Source organism: Streptomyces tritici, from assembly GCF_048500665.1.
In the GTDB taxonomy this organism is placed as follows: Bacteria; Actinomycetota; Actinomycetes; order Streptomycetales; family Streptomycetaceae; genus Streptomyces; species Streptomyces tritici.
In genome coordinates, this window is sequence record NZ_CP183183.1 from 1,524,600 (window position 1) to 1,537,786 (window position 13,187).

Consider the following 13,187-nt stretch of genomic DNA (forward strand, 5'->3'; position numbering starts at 1 on the left):
AGCGGCGCGCGGACGCCGCGCCGCTCACGCGTCGTACGTGACCTCGACGCGCGGGCCGAGCGGCACGGTCTGGCAGGCCAGCGTGTAGCCCTCGGCGAGGTCCGCGTCCGTCAGCACCTCGTTGCGCAGCAGCTTCGTCCCGCCGGAGACGATCCGGCAGGTGCAGGCCGCGCAGGCACCCTCCCGGCAGGAGTACGGCGCGTCCACGCCGGCCGCCAGGAGCGCGTCGAGCAGCGGCGTCTCCCGCCCGCCCGCGACCTCGTGCCGCGCGCCGTCGAGGACGGCCACGGCCGTGTACCCGGGCGCGTCGCCGGCGGGCTCCTGGGCCGCGGGGCGGGCGAACACGTCGTCGGAGAGCGAGAAGTGACGCTCGCGGTGCACGGTGCGCCCGCCGCTGGCCCGTACCGCCGCCTCCGCCGCGTCCATCAGCGGGACCGGGCCGCACAGATAGGCGTCGCGGACGGCGTACGGGGCGACCGTGGCGGACAGGGCGTCGGCGGTGGGCAGGCCCTGGAGGGTCTCCAGCCAGTGGATCAGGGTGAAGCGGCCCGGGAAGTCCTCGGCCAGCTCGCGCAGTTCGTCGCGGAAGATGACGGCGGGCTCGGCCCGGTTCGCGTACACCAGGGCGACCCGTGCGCGCCCCGCCGCCAGCGCCGACTTCGCGACCGACAGCACCGGCGTGATGCCGCTGCCACCGGCCACGAGCAGCAGGTCGCGGTCGAGGTCGGCGGGGCCGAACTGCCCGGCCGGCGGAAGCACTTCGAGCTCGTCGCCGACCGTCACCCGGTCGCAGATCCAGGCCGAGCCGACGCCGCCGGGCACCCGCTTGACGGTGATCCGCGGCGGCTCGCCGGTGTGCGGGGAGCTGGCCAGGGAGTAGCAGCGCGCCCCGCCGCCGGGGATCCGCACCGTCAGGAACTGCCCGGGACGGTAGGCGAGTCCGGCGTCCCCGGGGTCGAGCACGAGGGAGACGGCGTCGGCGGTCTCGCGGACCGCCTCCACCACCCGGACGGTACGGCTACCAGGCACCCGTCACCTCCAGCTCCCCCGCCGCGACGGCGGCGTCGATGCTGTCGCGCAGCGCGCCGCAGACCCGTACCCGGGCCGAGGGCTCGCCGGCCGCGACCCGCTCGGCGATGCGGGGGCAGACCGCGGCGGCCTCCGCGGTCCACTGCACGGCGGTGTGCGCGGCGCTGAACTTCTCGCACAGCACCTCGTTGCCGCAGGCCGCGCACGCGACGGGGCGCATCAGCCCTGCTCCCGCGCGCGCCTCGCGAGGTTCTCGGCGACCTCGGCGCGCCACGCCTCGTTGGCCCGCGTCGTGTCGATCTCGAACTCGAAGCGGCGCACCATCTCGTCCTTCACGTCGGCCGCGTCCACGTAGAACTGCTCGTACCAGCGGCGCAGTTGGTAGACCGGGCCGTCCTCCTCGCTGAGCAGCGGATTGTCGATCCGGGTCTTGTTCCGCCAGACCTCGATGTCCTGCTCGAAGCCGACGGCGAGGCCGGAGGTGAACAGCTTCGCCGCCTCGTCGGCCTGCTCGTCGGTCATGCCGGGGAGCTTCTTCACGATCGTCCCGTAGAGCAGCACGAAGCTGGTGGCGCTCACCGGGTAGTGGCAGTTGATGAGGATGCTCTCCATCTCGGCGCCGCCGCCGATGTCCGACGAGACGCGGTCGATCATGTAGGACGGGCCGTAGTAGGAGGCGTCGGAGCGCAGCGGGGCACTGAGGTTGCCGAGCTCCATGTCCGCGCGGGGCGTGGACTCCAGGTACTGGGTGGCGACATGGCCGTCGAAGACGTTCTTGAAGTACGTCGGGAAGGCGTAGTGCACGTAGTAGAAGTGCGCCATGTCGACGATGTTGTCGACGATCTCGCGGCAGTGGGAGCCGTCGACGCGGGCGGTCTTCCACGACCAGGCGGACCACTCCCCGCCGTCGATGCCCTCGATCTCCGGGATGGTGACCTCGGGCGGGGGCGGGTTCCCCTCGGGGTCGTGCCAGACGAACAGCTGCCGGTTGCGCTCCAGGGTGAGCCAGGCGCGGGTGCGGGCGCGCGGCGGGACGCGCCGGGCGTACGGGATGCCGGCGCAGCGGCCGTCGGCGCCGGACCAGCGCCAGTCGTGGAAGGGGCAGGCGACGGCGTCGCCCTTGACGGTGCCGTGCGCGAGGTTGCCGCCCATGTGGGGGCAGTAGGCGTTGAGGACGTGCAGGAGCCCGTCGTCGGCGCCCTGGAAGACGACGAGCCGGGTGCCGAAGGCCTCGATCTCGTGAGGCCGGCCGTCCTTGAAGTCGTCGGCGAGGCCGAGGCAGTGCCAGCCGCGGGCGAAGCGGGCGGGCGGGGCGCCGGTGTCGATGACACGGGGGGTTGCGTCGAGAGCGGTCACGGCAGGTCCACCTCTGCTTCCGGGGTGTGCTGTCGCCGTTCGGCGGCGAGTTCGAGGGCGATGTCGATGAGCTGGTCCTCCTGGCCGCCGACGAGGCGCCGCTCGCCGGCCCGGAGCAGGATCTGCGCGCCGGGGACGCCGTACCGCTCCGCCTGCCGGTAGGCGTGCTTGAGGAAGCTGGAGTAGACGCCGGCGTGGCCCATGAGCAGGGCGAGCCGGTCGAGCCGGCACTCCTCGTCCATGACGGGCCGGACGACGTCCTCCGCCGCGTCGATGATCTTCAGTACGTCGATGCCGGTGCGGATGCCCATCTTGTGGCAGACGGCGACCAGCGCCTCGACGGCGGTGTTGCCGGCGCCCGCGCCGAGCCGCCGGGTGGAGCCGTCGATCTGGCGGGCGCCGGCCCGGATGGCGGCGACGGAGTTGCCGGTGCCGAGGGCGAGGTTCTCGTGGCCGTGGAAGCCGACCTGGGCGTCGTCGCCGAGTTCGGCGACGAGGGCGGCGACGCGGTCGGCGGTCTCGTCCATGACGAGGGCGCCGGCGGAGTCGACGACGTACACGCACTGGCAGCCGGCGTCGGCCATGATCCGGCCCTGGCGGGCCAGGTTCTCCGGGGTGGTGGAGTGGGCCATCATCAGGAAGCCGACCGTCTCCAGGCCCATGGCGCGGGCGAGGCCGAAGTGCTGGACGGAGATGTCGGCCTCGGTGCAGTGGGTGGCGATCCGGCAGATCCGCGCGCCGTTCGCGTGGGCGGCGCGGATGTCGTCCCCGACGCCGAGGCCGGGCAGCATGAGGAACGCGATCCTCGCGCGCCGGGCGGTGTCGACGGCCGCTTCGATGAGCTCCTGCTCGGGGGTGCGGGAGAAGCCGTACGTGAAGGAGGAGCCGCCGAGTCCGTCGCCGTGGGCGACCTCGATGACGGGGACCCCGGCGTCGTCGAGCGCGGCGACGACGGAGCGGACCTCGTCGACGGTGAACCGGTGCCGTCTGGCGTGGGAGCCGTCGCGGAGGGAGGAGTCGGTGATGCGGATGTCGTAGGGGGCGTCGGTCACTTCGCGCGCTCCTTGGCGAACTCCTCGCCGACCTTGACGGCGGCGGCGGTCATGATGTCGAGGTTCCCGGCGTAGGGCGGCAGGTAGTCGCCGGCGCCCTGCACCTCCAGGAAGATCGCGACCCGGGCCATGCCGCCGCTGACGTCGGACGGGTCGTCGAACTGCGGCTCGGCGCGCAGCCGGTAGCCGGGCACGTACGCGGCGACCTCGGCGGCGACCCGTTCGACGGAGGCGGCGATCGCCTCCCGGTCGGCGTCCTCGGGGATCGCGCAGAACACGGTGTCGCGCATGACGACCGGCGGCTCGGCGGGGTTGAGGATGATGACGGCCTTGCCGCGGGCGGCGCCGCCGATGGTCTCGATGCCGCGGGCGGTGGTGCGGGTGAACTCGTCGATGTTGGCGCGGGTTCCGGGGCCGGCGGAGACGGAGGCGACGGACGCGACGATCTCGGCGTAGGCGACGGGCACGACGCGGGAGACGGCGTACACCAGGGGGATGGTGGCCTGGCCGCCGCAGGTGATCAGGTTGACGTTGGCGGCGTCGAGGTGCGCGGTGAGGTTGGCCGGCGGGACGACGGCGGGGCCGACGGCGGCCGGTGTGAGGTCGATCGCGGTGATGCCGAGTTCGGCGTAGCGGGGCGCGTGGGCGCGGTGCACGGACGCGGAGGTGGCCTCGAAGACGAGGTCGGGCCGTTCGTCGCGCTTCAGCAGCGCGTCGACCCCGTCGTGACCGGTCTCCAGGCCGAGCCGGCGGGCGCGGGCGAGGCCCTCGCTGTCCGGGTCGACGCCGATCATCCAGCGGGGTTCGATGTGGGGCGAGCGCAGGAGCTTGTACAGCAGGTCGGTCCCGATGTTGCCGGAGCCGACGACGGCGGCGGTGAGCGTGGTGGGCATCGTTACCTCGGCGGGGGCTCAGCGGAAGGACAGGGAGACGGAGCCGAGTCCGCTGAACTCGGCGGTGTACGTGGATCCGGGGGCGACGTCGACGGCGCGGGTGCAGGAGCCGGGCAGCACCAGGTGCCCCTTCCGCAGGCGCACCCCGAACCGGGCGACGGTCCGGGCCAGCCAGGCGACGGCCACGGCCGGGTCGCCGAGCACGGCGTCGGAGCGTCCCGAGGCGACGGGGACGCCGTCCCGGTGGAGGACGGCCTCGACGGCGGTGAGGTCGAGGGTGCGCGGATCGCGGCCGGCGCCGACGGCGAACCCGGCGGAGGAGGCGTTGTCGGCGATGGTGTCGACGATCCCGATGCGCCAGTCGGCGATCCGGCTGTCGATCAGTTCCAGGGCGGGGACGACGTGTTCGGTGGCGGCGAGCACGTCCTCGACGGTGCACCCGTCCCCGGGCAGGTCCTCCCCGAGCACGAAGCCGACCTCGACCTCGATGCGCGGGGCGCAGTAGCGGGCGACGTCGACGGGGACGGCGGGGTCGAGGCCCATGTCGTCGAGGAGGTGCCCGTAGTCGGGTTCGGGGACGCCCATCATGCGCTGCATGACGGGTGAGGAGAGCCCGACCTTGTGCCCGACGACGCGGGCGCCGGCGGCGAGCCGGGCGTCGACGCCCAGCAGCTGGACGCGGTACGCGTCCTCGACGTCGATCCCCGGGTACCGGTCCGCGAGGGGACCGACCGGCACACGGCCTCGCTCGGCCCGGGCGAGCCCCTCGGCGACTTCCCGCAGCGCTTCAGCAGTGAGCATGCGGCGAGGCTAGGCAGCGGCGGGTCCGGCGGGGGAGGCCGCTTTCCCACTGTCCGGGAATCCGGGTACCGGCCCGTCGCCGGCGGCGGGCCCGTACCCGGCGCCGGCGGGGCTCCGTTGTGCGGACGCCCAGGATCGGGGCGGGGGCCTGGGCAACGGCCCCGCGATCTTCCCCGGGACGGTGCAGACGCCTAGCCTGCGGCCATGGACGAGGACGAGCGGGGGCTGCGCCGCGAACTGGCCGTGACGCTGCTGGGCGAGCTGGAGCGGCTGACGGACGCGCTGGTCGCCGACATCCACGCCCACAGCCCGCTCTACGCCTCGGGCCGTCCGGTCTCGCGCGCGGATCTCCGCGTGACCTGCCGCCGCAACGTGGAGCTGGCCCTGAAGGACCTCGGCGGCCTGCGGGAGGCGGGCTGCCGCATCGAGGCCGCGGCCGCGGAGACCGGACGGCTCCGCGCGGAGCAGGGGATGCCGCTGGCGACCGTGCTGAAGGCGTACCGGCGCGGCGGCCGGGTGATCTGGCAGGCGATGGCCGACCGCATGCGCGACCGGTCGCCGGCCGAGCAGCGGATGGTCGGGGACATGGCCGGGGCGGTGTGGGAGACCATCGACCGCTACTCGTCGGTGATGGCCGACACGTACCGGATCACCACCCTGGAGCTGCAGCACCGGGAGGACTCCCGGCGCGGGGCCCTGTTCGAGGCGCTGCTCGACGGCCGGGGCGGCGATCCGGCGGTGGCCGCGGCGGCGGCCGACGCGCTCGGCGTGCCGCGGCGCGGCCGGTACGCGGTGGTGGTCGTCGCCCAGGACCCGGCCGCGCCCGCGGACCCGGCGCCCGCGCTGGAGGCGGTGGGGCTGTGGTCGTTCTGGCGGCCGCGCGGCGAGCGGCTGGCCGGGCTCGTGCGACTCGGCGCGGCCGGGACGGACGCGGGTACGGGGGCGGGCGCGGGCAAGGACCCGGGCACAGGCGCGGCGGGTACGGAGGCGCTGGCCAAGGTGCTGCGGCGGGACCTCGGCCGCGCCGCCGGGATCTCCCCGCCCTTCGAGGAGCTGACCCTCGCCGACCAGGGGCTCCGGCTGGCGGTACGGGCGCTGGGCACGCTGCCGCCGGGCGGCGCGGAGGTCGCCGAGCTGGACGAGCGGCTCGTGCACGCGGTCCTGGGCGCGGACCGGGAGCTCGCCGAGCGGCTGGTGGTGAGGCACCTCGACGGGGTGCTGCGCAGCGGCGCGGAGCGGAAGGTGCTGCTGGAGACGCTGCGGGTCTGGCTGGACACCGGCTGCTCGGCCTCGCGCACCGCGGACCGGCTGTACTGCCACCGCAACACGGTCCTCAACCGCATCGGCCGCGTCGCCGAACTCACCGGCCGGCCCGCGGAGTCGGGCGAGGCGCGGCTGGGCTGGGCGCTCGCCCTGCGGGTGCTGGAACTGGCCCGGCGCTGAGGCGCACGGCTCTCTTTCGTTCCGTCGAACGAAAGAGATATGAGAGGCTGCCGCCATGAGCGAGCAGACTCCCCGCCGGGCCGAGGCGATCGCCGCCCTCACCGCGGCCGGCCGTGACTCCAGCGCCGCCGCCGTCGCCTTCCACACGGCGGTCGCGGCGAAGCAGGACCTGGGCGCGACCGAGACCAAGACGCTCGACCTGCTCCAGCGGCACGGGGCGCTCACCGCGAAGGAGCTGGCCGAGCACTCGGGCCTGGCCCCGGCCTCGGTGACCGGCCTGGTCGACCGCCTGGAGCGCAAGGGGTTCGTACGGAGGGTGAAGCACCCGACGGACAAGCGCCGGGTGCTCGTCGAGCCCCGCCCGGAGAAACTGGCCGAACTGGCCCCGCTGTTCGACGACTGGTCGCGGGAAGTGCGCGAGCTCTACGAGGAGTTCACCACGGAGGAGCTGGAGACCATCACCCGCTTCCTCACCGCCGCCACCGCCCGGCAGCGCACGGCCACGGCCAGGCTGACGCGGTAGGAGAGTCCGTCACCCCGCCCCGTACACCGCCCCCGGTGTACAGGCCTCGGCGAGGAGCTTCAGCGTGGTCTCGCCCGCCTCCGTCGGGGTCCGGCGGGGCTCGCGGTGGGCCGTGGGGCCGGGGCGCCAGCCCTCCATGACGGTGATCCGGCCGCCCTCCGCCTCGAAGACGCGGCCCGTGACCCCCGCCGACGCGGGCGAGCCGAGCCAGACCACCAGGGGGGAGACGTCCTCGGGCGCGGCGTCCAGCCCGCCGAAGACCTCCTCGGTCATCCGGGTCCGGGCCGCCGGGGCGATCGCGTTGACCTGGACGCCGTACCGGGCCAGTTCCGCCGAGGCGACCAGCGTCAGGCCGACGATCGCGGCCTTGGCCGCCGCGTAGTTGCCCTGGCCGACGCTGCCCAGCAGCCCCGCCCCGGACGTCGTGTTGACGACCCGCGCGGTCACCTCGCGGCCCGCCTTCGACGCCGCGCGCCAGTACGCCGCCGCGTGCTTCAGGGGCAGGAAGTGACCCTTCGCGTGCACCCGCATCACCGCGTCCCAGTCGTCCTCGCCGAGGTTGACCAGCATCCGGTCCCGCAGGAAGCCCGCGTTGTTGACCAGCGTGTCCAGCCGCCCGAAGGCGTCGATCGCGGTCTCCACCAGCGACGCCGCCCCCTCCCCCGTCGCCACGTCGCCGCCGTGCGCGACGGCCTCGCCGCCCGCCGCGCGGATCTCGTCCACGACCCGCGCGGCCGGACTGTCCGCCCCGGGCCGCCCGTCGAGGCCGACCCCGAGGTCGTTGACGACCACCCGCGCGCCCTCGGCGGCGAAGGCCAGGGCGTGCGCCCGGCCGAGGCCCCGCCCGGCGCCGGTCACGATCACGACGCGTCCGTCGCAGATTCCCATGCTCGTACTCCTCGTTGTCGCGGGCTGACTCGGTTATCGGTTCGGCTTGTTGACGGTCGCGGCGTCCAGGAACGCGGGCCGCTCCCCGCCCCCGTGGACCAGCAGCGAGGCGCCGGAGACGTACGCGGCGCGGTCCGAGGCGAGGAACACGGCCGCCTCGCCGACGTCCGCCGGCTCGGCGAGCCGGCCCAGCGGGACGGTGCGGGCGACGGCGGCGATGCCGTCCTCGTCCCCGTAGTGCAGGGCGGACAGTTCGGTGCGGACCATGCCGAGGACGAGCGTGTTGACCCGCACCTCCGGCGCCCATTCGACGGCCATCGAGCGGGCCAGGTGCTCCAGTCCCGCCTTCGCCGCCCCGTACGCGGCCGTGCCCGGCGAGGGGCGCGCCCCGCTCACGCTGCCGATCATCACGACCGAGCCGCGCGCCGCCCGCAGCGCCTCGTACGCGGCGAGCGTGGCGGTCAGCGGCGCGGTGAGGTTCAGCGCCAGCACGCGCGCGTGGCGCTGCGCGCCGCCCTCGCCGAGCAGCCGGTACGGGGCGCCGCCCGCGTTGTTGACCAGCACGTCCAGCCGCCCGTACGCCGCGGCGACCCCGTCGAAGAAGTCCCGTACCGCGGCCTCGTCCCGCAGGTCGAGCGGCCGGAACTCGGCCTGCCGGCCCGCCTCCTCGACCGGCGCGTCCGGCGGTCTGCGGGCGCAGACCACCACCCGCGCGCCGGCCCGCAGGAACGCCCGGGCGATGCCCGCTCCGACGCCCCGTGTGCCGCCGGTGACGACGGCAACCCTCCCGTCCAGCTCCATCGGCTGCTACCTTTCCTGCCCAAGCAGTCACCTAACAAATGTTTGGTGGAAAGGTAGCTGATCCGCTCATGGGTGTCTCCACCTCAAGCCCGGACAAGGGCGTCGCCCTCGTCACCGTCGACTTCCCGCCCGTCAACGCCCTGCCCGTACGCGGCTGGCACGAGCTCGCCGACGCCGTCCGCGCGGCGGGCCGCGACCCCGAGGTCCGCTGCGTGGTGCTCGCCGCCGAGGGCCGCGGCTTCAACGCGGGCGTCGACATCAAGGAGATGCAGCGCGAGCACGCCTCCGGCGGGCACACCGCCCTGATCGGCGCTAACCACGGCTGCGCCGACGCCTTCGCCGCCGTCTACGACTGCGAGGTCCCGGTCGTCGCCGCCGTGCAGGGGCACTGCCTGGGCGGCGGGATCGGCCTCGTCGGCAACGCCGACGCGATCGTCGCCTCCGAGGACGCCGTGTTCGGACTGCCGGAGCTGGACCGGGGCGCCCTCGGCGCGGCGACGCACCTCGCGCGCCTCGTCCCGCAGCACCTGATGCGGACGCTGTACTACACCTCGCGCACCGTCACGGCCGCCGAACTGCACGCCCACGGCTCGGTGTGGAGGGTGGTGCCGCGCTCCGGGCTCCTCGACGCCGCCCTGGAGCTGGCACGGGAGATCGCGCGGAAGGACGGCTGTCTGATCCGGCTGGCGAAGGCCGCGATCAACGGCATCGACCCCGTCGACGTGCGCCGCAGCTACCGCTTCGAGCAGGGCTTCACCTTCGAGGCCAACCTCAGCGGCGTCGCCGACCGCGTCCGGGACACCTTCGGCAAGGAGCGACAGGCATGACCGACAAGACCATGACCCCCGAGGACGTCGTGGGCCGGCTCCGCTCCGGCATGACGATCGGCATCGGCGGCTGGGGCTCGCGGCGCAAGCCGATGGCCCTGGTCAGAGCGCTGCTCCGGTCCGAGATCACCGATCTCACGGTGGTCTCGTACGGCGGCCCCGACGTCGGCCTGCTGGCCGCCGCCGGACGCGTCCGCAGGCTCGTGGCCGCCTTCGCCACCCTCGACTCGGTCCCCCTCGAACCGCACTTCCGCGCCGCCCGCGAGCGCGGCGACTTCGCCTTCACCGAGCTCGACGAGGCGATGTTCATGTGGGGCCTGCACGCGGCCGCCAACCGGCTGCCGTTCATGCCGGTCCGCGCCGGGCTCGGCTCCGACGTGATGCGGGTCAACCCCGAGCTGCGCACGGTCACCTCGCCGTACCCGAACGACGCCGGCGTGCGCGAGGAGTTCGTCGCCGTGCCCGCCCTGCGCATGGACGCGGCGCTCGTCCACCTCAACCGCGCCGACCGGCTCGGCAACGGCCAGTACCTCGGCCCGGACCCGTACTTCGACGACCTGTTCTGCGAGGCCGCCGACACCGCGTACGTCTCCTGCGAGCGGCTCGTCGAGACGGCGGAGCTCACCAAGGACGCCCCGCCGCAGTCCCTGCTGGTGAGCCGGCACTCCGTCACCGGCGTCGTCGAGGCCCCGAACGGCGCCCACTTCACCTCCTGCGCCCCCGACCACGAGCGCGACGAGGCCTTCCAGAAGCTGTACGCCACCACCCCCTGGCCGGAGTTCGCCGCGCGGTTCCTGTCCGGCGCGAGCGAGCACGACTACCAGTCCGCCGTCCAGGCCTGGCACGAGGAGCGACAGCAGTGATCACCCGCGCGGAATACTGTGTCGTGGCCTGCGCCGAGGCGTGGCGCGGCGCCGGCGAGGTGCTGGCGGCCGCGATGGCCCCGGTGTCCTCGTTCGGCGCCCGGCTCGCCCGGCGCAGCTTCGCCCCGGACCTGCTGCTCACGGACGGCGAGGCGCTGCTCGTCGGCCTCGACGGCTCGGTGGAGGGCTGGCTGCCGTACCGCCGGCACCTGACGATGGTCACCGGCGGCCGGCGGCACGTGATGATGGGCGCGAGCCAGATCGACCGGTACGGCAACCAGAACATCTCCTGCATCGGCGACTGGGAGCGCCCGGCCCGCCAGCTCCTCGGCGTGCGCGGCGCGCCGGTCAACACCCTCAACAACCCGGTGAGTTACTGGATCCCGAAGCACTCACCGCGCGTCTTCGTGGAGAAGGTCGACATGATCAGCGGGGTCGGGTACGACCACGCCGTCGGCCCGTACCACCGCATCCCCCGGGTGGTCAGCGACCTCGGCGTCTTCGACTTCGACACCCCGGACCGGACGATGCGCCTGGCGTCCCTGCACCCGGGCGTCACGGTCGACGAGGTGCGCGCGGCCACCGGATTCGACCTGGCCGTCCCGGACGAGGTCCCGTGCACCCGCGAGCCCACCGCCGCCGAGCTGCGGCTGATCCGCGAGGTCATCGACCCGAAGGGACTGCGGGACCGGGAGGTCCGGGTCTGATGGAGACCGCGCTGACGAAGCTGACCGGGGTGCGGCACCCGCTCGTCCAGACCGGCATGGGCTGGGTCGCCGGACCCCGTCTGGTGACGGCCGTCGCCCAGGCGGGCGCGCTCGGGATGCTCGCCTCGGCGACGATGACCGTGGAGCAGCTGCGGTCCGCGGTGCGCGAGGTGAAGTCCCGTACGGACGCGCCGTTCGGCGTGAACCTGCGCGCCGACGCCGGGGACGCCCGGGACCGCGTACGGATCATCATCGAGGAGCAGGTCGAGGTCGCTTCCTTCGCCCTCGCCCCCTCCCGCGAGCTGATCGCGGAGCTGAAGGACGCGGGCGTGGTCGTGATCCCGTCGGTCGGGGCGCGGCGGCACGCCGAGAAGGTCGCGGCCTGGGGCGCGGACGCGGTGCTCGTGCAGGGCGGCGAGGGCGGCGGGCACACCGGCGAGGTGGCGACGACGGTCCTGCTGCCGCAGGTCGTCGACGCCGTCGGCATCCCGGTGATCGCCGCGGGCGGCTTCCACGACGGCCGCGGCCTGGTCGCGGCGCTGTCGTACGGGGCGGCGGGCGTGGCCATGGGCACCCGCTTCCTCCTCACCTCCGACTCGACGGTGCCGGACGCGGTCAAGGCGAAGTACCTGACGGCGACGGTGAAGGACGTCACCGTGACCACCGCCGTGGACGGGCTGCCGCACCGGATGCTCCGTACGGAGATGGTGGCGGCGCTCGAACGGGCCGGCCGGGTCCGGGCGCTGGCGCAGGCCGTGCGCCGGGCCGCCGGCTTCCGCAAGGTGTCCGGCCTGTCGTGGACCCGGATGGTCCGCGACGGGCTGGCGATGAAACACGGCAAGGACCTGTCGTGGAGCCAGGTCCTGCTCGCCGCGAACACCCCCATGCTCCTCAAGGCGTCCATGGTCGAGGGCCGCACCGACCTCGGCGTCATGGCGTCCGGCCAGGTCGCCGGCGTGATCGAGGACCTGCCGTCCTGCGCGGAACTCGTCGACCGCGTCATGGCCGAGGCCGAGCACGTGCTCCGCACCCTGCCATCACCAGGGTGAACCCCCGACCCCCTCCGGGAGTCCCGTCATGCCCCTCACCAGACGCACCCTCCTGAGCACCGCGGCCGCCACCGCTCTGGCGGCCGCCCTCTCCCCCACCGCGACGGCCGCGCGCCGCCGCCCCGGCAGCACCGCCCAGTCCATCCGGCACATCCCGCTGCAGGGCGCGGTCAACGTCCGCGACCTCGGCGGTTACCTCACGTACACCGGCGGCCGGGTCCGCCACGGCCTGGTCTACCGCGCGGACGCGCTGAGCAAGCTCACGGACGCGGACCTCGCGACCCTGGCGACGCTGGGCCTCGGCCGGGCGGTCGACTTCCGCATCCCGCTGGAGGTCCAGTACGACGGCGCGGACCGCCTCCCGGCCGGCACGGCCGCGGTCTCCCGCCCGATCACGGACAACGGCCTGTACGGCCGGCTGCTCGCCGCGATCGGCTCCCGCGACCCGGTCCGCCAGGAGGAGATGCTCGGCAACGGCCGGGCCGCGGCGTTCATGCACGAGGTGTACCGCAGCTTCGTCACCAGCGCCGACAACCGCGCCGCCTTCGGCGCCACCCTCCGCGACCTGTCCCGCCCCGGCACGGCCCCGTACCTGTACCACTGCACCTCGGGCAAGGACCGCACGGGCTGGACGAGTTACCTCCTCCTGACCGCCGTGGGCGTCCCGGAGCAGTCGGCCGTCTCCGACTACCTGGCCTCCAACACCTTCCGCGCCGCCCACGACGCCAAGGTCCGCGAGGGCCTGAAACAGGCCGGCCTCATGCAGAACCCGGACCTGATCATCCCCCTCCAGGAGGTCCGCGAGGAGTACCTGAACACCGCCCTGACGGAGGCCCGGTCGCAGTACGGCTCCCTCTACCGCTACCTCACCACCGGCCTCGCCCTGGACCTGTCCACCCTCGGATCCCTCCACGACCGCCTCGTCACCTGACCGCACACCCCGAAAGGCGGCCCG

General features: G+C 74.2%; 15 protein-coding genes. 7 read left to right on the forward strand and 8 right to left on the reverse strand.

Going from position 1 to position 13,187, the window contains the following annotated elements; all coding sequences use genetic code 11:
* Window positions 1–24 precede the first annotated feature (24 nt).
* From ACNJ93_RS07065 to ACNJ93_RS07090, 6 genes are read right to left on the reverse strand one after another with little or no spacing between them, the layout of a single operon-like run.
* Window positions 25–1,029, reverse strand: coding sequence for a 2Fe-2S iron-sulfur cluster-binding protein (locus tag ACNJ93_RS07065; RefSeq protein WP_418956472.1), 1,005 nt, complete (start codon window positions 1,027–1,029; stop codon window positions 25–27).
* On the reverse strand, window positions 1,019–1,249 hold the full coding sequence (locus tag ACNJ93_RS07070; protein WP_418956473.1) for a hypothetical protein: 231 nt from the start codon (window positions 1,247–1,249) through the stop codon (window positions 1,019–1,021). The genes ACNJ93_RS07065 and ACNJ93_RS07070 overlap by 11 nt, the downstream gene beginning before the upstream one ends.
* Window positions 1,249–2,385 (reverse strand): Rieske 2Fe-2S domain-containing protein, encoded by a 1,137-nt coding sequence (locus ACNJ93_RS07075; RefSeq protein WP_418956474.1) that lies wholly within the window; start codon window positions 2,383–2,385, stop codon window positions 1,249–1,251. Before ACNJ93_RS07075 ends, ACNJ93_RS07070 begins: the two co-directional genes overlap by 1 nt.
* Complete coding sequence (dmpG, locus tag ACNJ93_RS07080) at window positions 2,382–3,437, reverse strand: 4-hydroxy-2-oxovalerate aldolase (RefSeq protein ID WP_418956475.1); 1,056 nt, start codon at window positions 3,435–3,437, stop codon at window positions 2,382–2,384. Before dmpG ends, ACNJ93_RS07075 begins: the two co-directional genes overlap by 4 nt.
* Window positions 3,434–4,330, reverse strand: a complete 897-nt coding sequence (locus ACNJ93_RS07085) for an acetaldehyde dehydrogenase (acetylating) (protein ID WP_418956476.1) — start codon at window positions 4,328–4,330, stop codon at window positions 3,434–3,436. Before ACNJ93_RS07085 ends, dmpG begins: the two co-directional genes overlap by 4 nt.
* Before the next feature lie 18 nt (window positions 4,331–4,348).
* Window positions 4,349–5,131 (reverse strand): 2-keto-4-pentenoate hydratase, encoded by a 783-nt coding sequence (locus ACNJ93_RS07090; RefSeq protein WP_418956477.1) that lies wholly within the window; start codon window positions 5,129–5,131, stop codon window positions 4,349–4,351.
* A gap of 204 nt (window positions 5,132–5,335) precedes the next feature.
* On the opposite strand from ACNJ93_RS07090, the gene ACNJ93_RS07095 reads away from it, so the two are divergent.
* The gene (locus tag ACNJ93_RS07095) at window positions 5,336–6,574 is read left to right on the forward strand and encodes a PucR family transcriptional regulator (protein WP_418956478.1); all 1,239 of its coding nucleotides are present in this window, start codon (window positions 5,336–5,338) and stop codon (window positions 6,572–6,574) included.
* Window positions 6,575–6,629: 55 nt separating this feature from the next.
* Window positions 6,630–7,097 carry a MarR family transcriptional regulator gene (locus tag ACNJ93_RS07100; RefSeq protein WP_418956479.1) on the forward strand — a complete coding sequence of 156 codons (468 nt, stop codon included), beginning with the start codon at window positions 6,630–6,632 and terminating at the stop codon, window positions 7,095–7,097.
* Between the two features lie 9 nt (window positions 7,098–7,106).
* On the opposite strand, the gene ACNJ93_RS07105 is transcribed toward ACNJ93_RS07100, so the two are convergent.
* Window positions 7,107–7,985, reverse strand: a complete 879-nt coding sequence (locus tag ACNJ93_RS07105; protein ID WP_418956480.1) for an SDR family oxidoreductase — start codon at window positions 7,983–7,985, stop codon at window positions 7,107–7,109.
* Window positions 7,986–8,018: 33 nt separating this feature from the next.
* Window positions 8,019–8,786 carry an SDR family oxidoreductase gene (locus tag ACNJ93_RS07110; RefSeq protein ID WP_418956481.1) on the reverse strand — a complete coding sequence of 256 codons (768 nt, stop codon included), beginning with the start codon at window positions 8,784–8,786 and terminating at the stop codon, window positions 8,019–8,021.
* Window positions 8,787–8,854: 68 nt separating this feature from the next.
* Here ACNJ93_RS07110 and ACNJ93_RS07115 point away from each other — a divergent pair, with 68 nt between their 5' ends.
* From ACNJ93_RS07115 to ACNJ93_RS07135, 5 genes are read left to right on the forward strand one after another with little or no spacing between them, the layout of a single operon-like run.
* Complete coding sequence (locus ACNJ93_RS07115; protein WP_418956482.1) at window positions 8,855–9,613, forward strand: enoyl-CoA hydratase family protein; 759 nt, start codon at window positions 8,855–8,857, stop codon at window positions 9,611–9,613.
* Window positions 9,610–10,476 carry a CoA transferase subunit A gene (locus tag ACNJ93_RS07120; protein ID WP_418956483.1) on the forward strand — a complete coding sequence of 289 codons (867 nt, stop codon included), beginning with the start codon at window positions 9,610–9,612 and terminating at the stop codon, window positions 10,474–10,476. Before ACNJ93_RS07115 ends, ACNJ93_RS07120 begins: the two co-directional genes overlap by 4 nt.
* Window positions 10,473–11,183, forward strand: a complete 711-nt coding sequence (locus tag ACNJ93_RS07125) for a CoA-transferase subunit beta (protein ID WP_418956484.1) — start codon at window positions 10,473–10,475, stop codon at window positions 11,181–11,183. The genes ACNJ93_RS07120 and ACNJ93_RS07125 overlap by 4 nt, the downstream gene beginning before the upstream one ends.
* Window positions 11,183–12,232 (forward strand): NAD(P)H-dependent flavin oxidoreductase, encoded by a 1,050-nt coding sequence (locus ACNJ93_RS07130; protein ID WP_418956485.1) that lies wholly within the window; start codon window positions 11,183–11,185, stop codon window positions 12,230–12,232. The genes ACNJ93_RS07125 and ACNJ93_RS07130 overlap by 1 nt, the downstream gene beginning before the upstream one ends.
* Before the next feature lie 28 nt (window positions 12,233–12,260).
* The gene (locus ACNJ93_RS07135; RefSeq protein ID WP_418956486.1) at window positions 12,261–13,163 is read left to right on the forward strand and encodes a tyrosine-protein phosphatase; all 903 of its coding nucleotides are present in this window, start codon (window positions 12,261–12,263) and stop codon (window positions 13,161–13,163) included.
* Window positions 13,164–13,187: the final 24 nt, after the last annotated feature.

Coding starts and splice junctions, on each gene's coding strand:
- ACNJ93_RS07135 (WP_418956486.1), top strand. CDS start 12,261: ATGCCCCTCACCAGACGCACCCTCCTGAGCACCGCGGCCGCCACCGCT.
- ACNJ93_RS07120 (WP_418956483.1), top strand. CDS start 9,610: ATGACCGACAAGACCATGACCCCCGAGGACGTCGTGGGCCGGCTCCGC.
- ACNJ93_RS07085 (WP_418956476.1), bottom strand. CDS start 4,330: ATGCCCACCACGCTCACCGCCGCCGTCGTCGGCTCCGGCAACATCGGG.
- ACNJ93_RS07130 (WP_418956485.1), top strand. CDS start 11,183: ATGGAGACCGCGCTGACGAAGCTGACCGGGGTGCGGCACCCGCTCGTC.
- ACNJ93_RS07095 (WP_418956478.1), top strand. CDS start 5,336: ATGGACGAGGACGAGCGGGGGCTGCGCCGCGAACTGGCCGTGACGCTG.
- ACNJ93_RS07070 (WP_418956473.1), bottom strand. CDS start 1,249: ATGCGCCCCGTCGCGTGCGCGGCCTGCGGCAACGAGGTGCTGTGCGAG.
- ACNJ93_RS07090 (WP_418956477.1), bottom strand. CDS start 5,131: ATGCTCACTGCTGAAGCGCTGCGGGAAGTCGCCGAGGGGCTCGCCCGG.
- ACNJ93_RS07105 (WP_418956480.1), bottom strand. CDS start 7,985: ATGGGAATCTGCGACGGACGCGTCGTGATCGTGACCGGCGCCGGGCGG.
- ACNJ93_RS07110 (WP_418956481.1), bottom strand. CDS start 8,786: ATGGAGCTGGACGGGAGGGTTGCCGTCGTCACCGGCGGCACACGGGGC.
- ACNJ93_RS07100 (WP_418956479.1), top strand. CDS start 6,630: ATGAGCGAGCAGACTCCCCGCCGGGCCGAGGCGATCGCCGCCCTCACC.
- ACNJ93_RS07115 (WP_418956482.1), top strand. CDS start 8,855: ATGGGTGTCTCCACCTCAAGCCCGGACAAGGGCGTCGCCCTCGTCACC.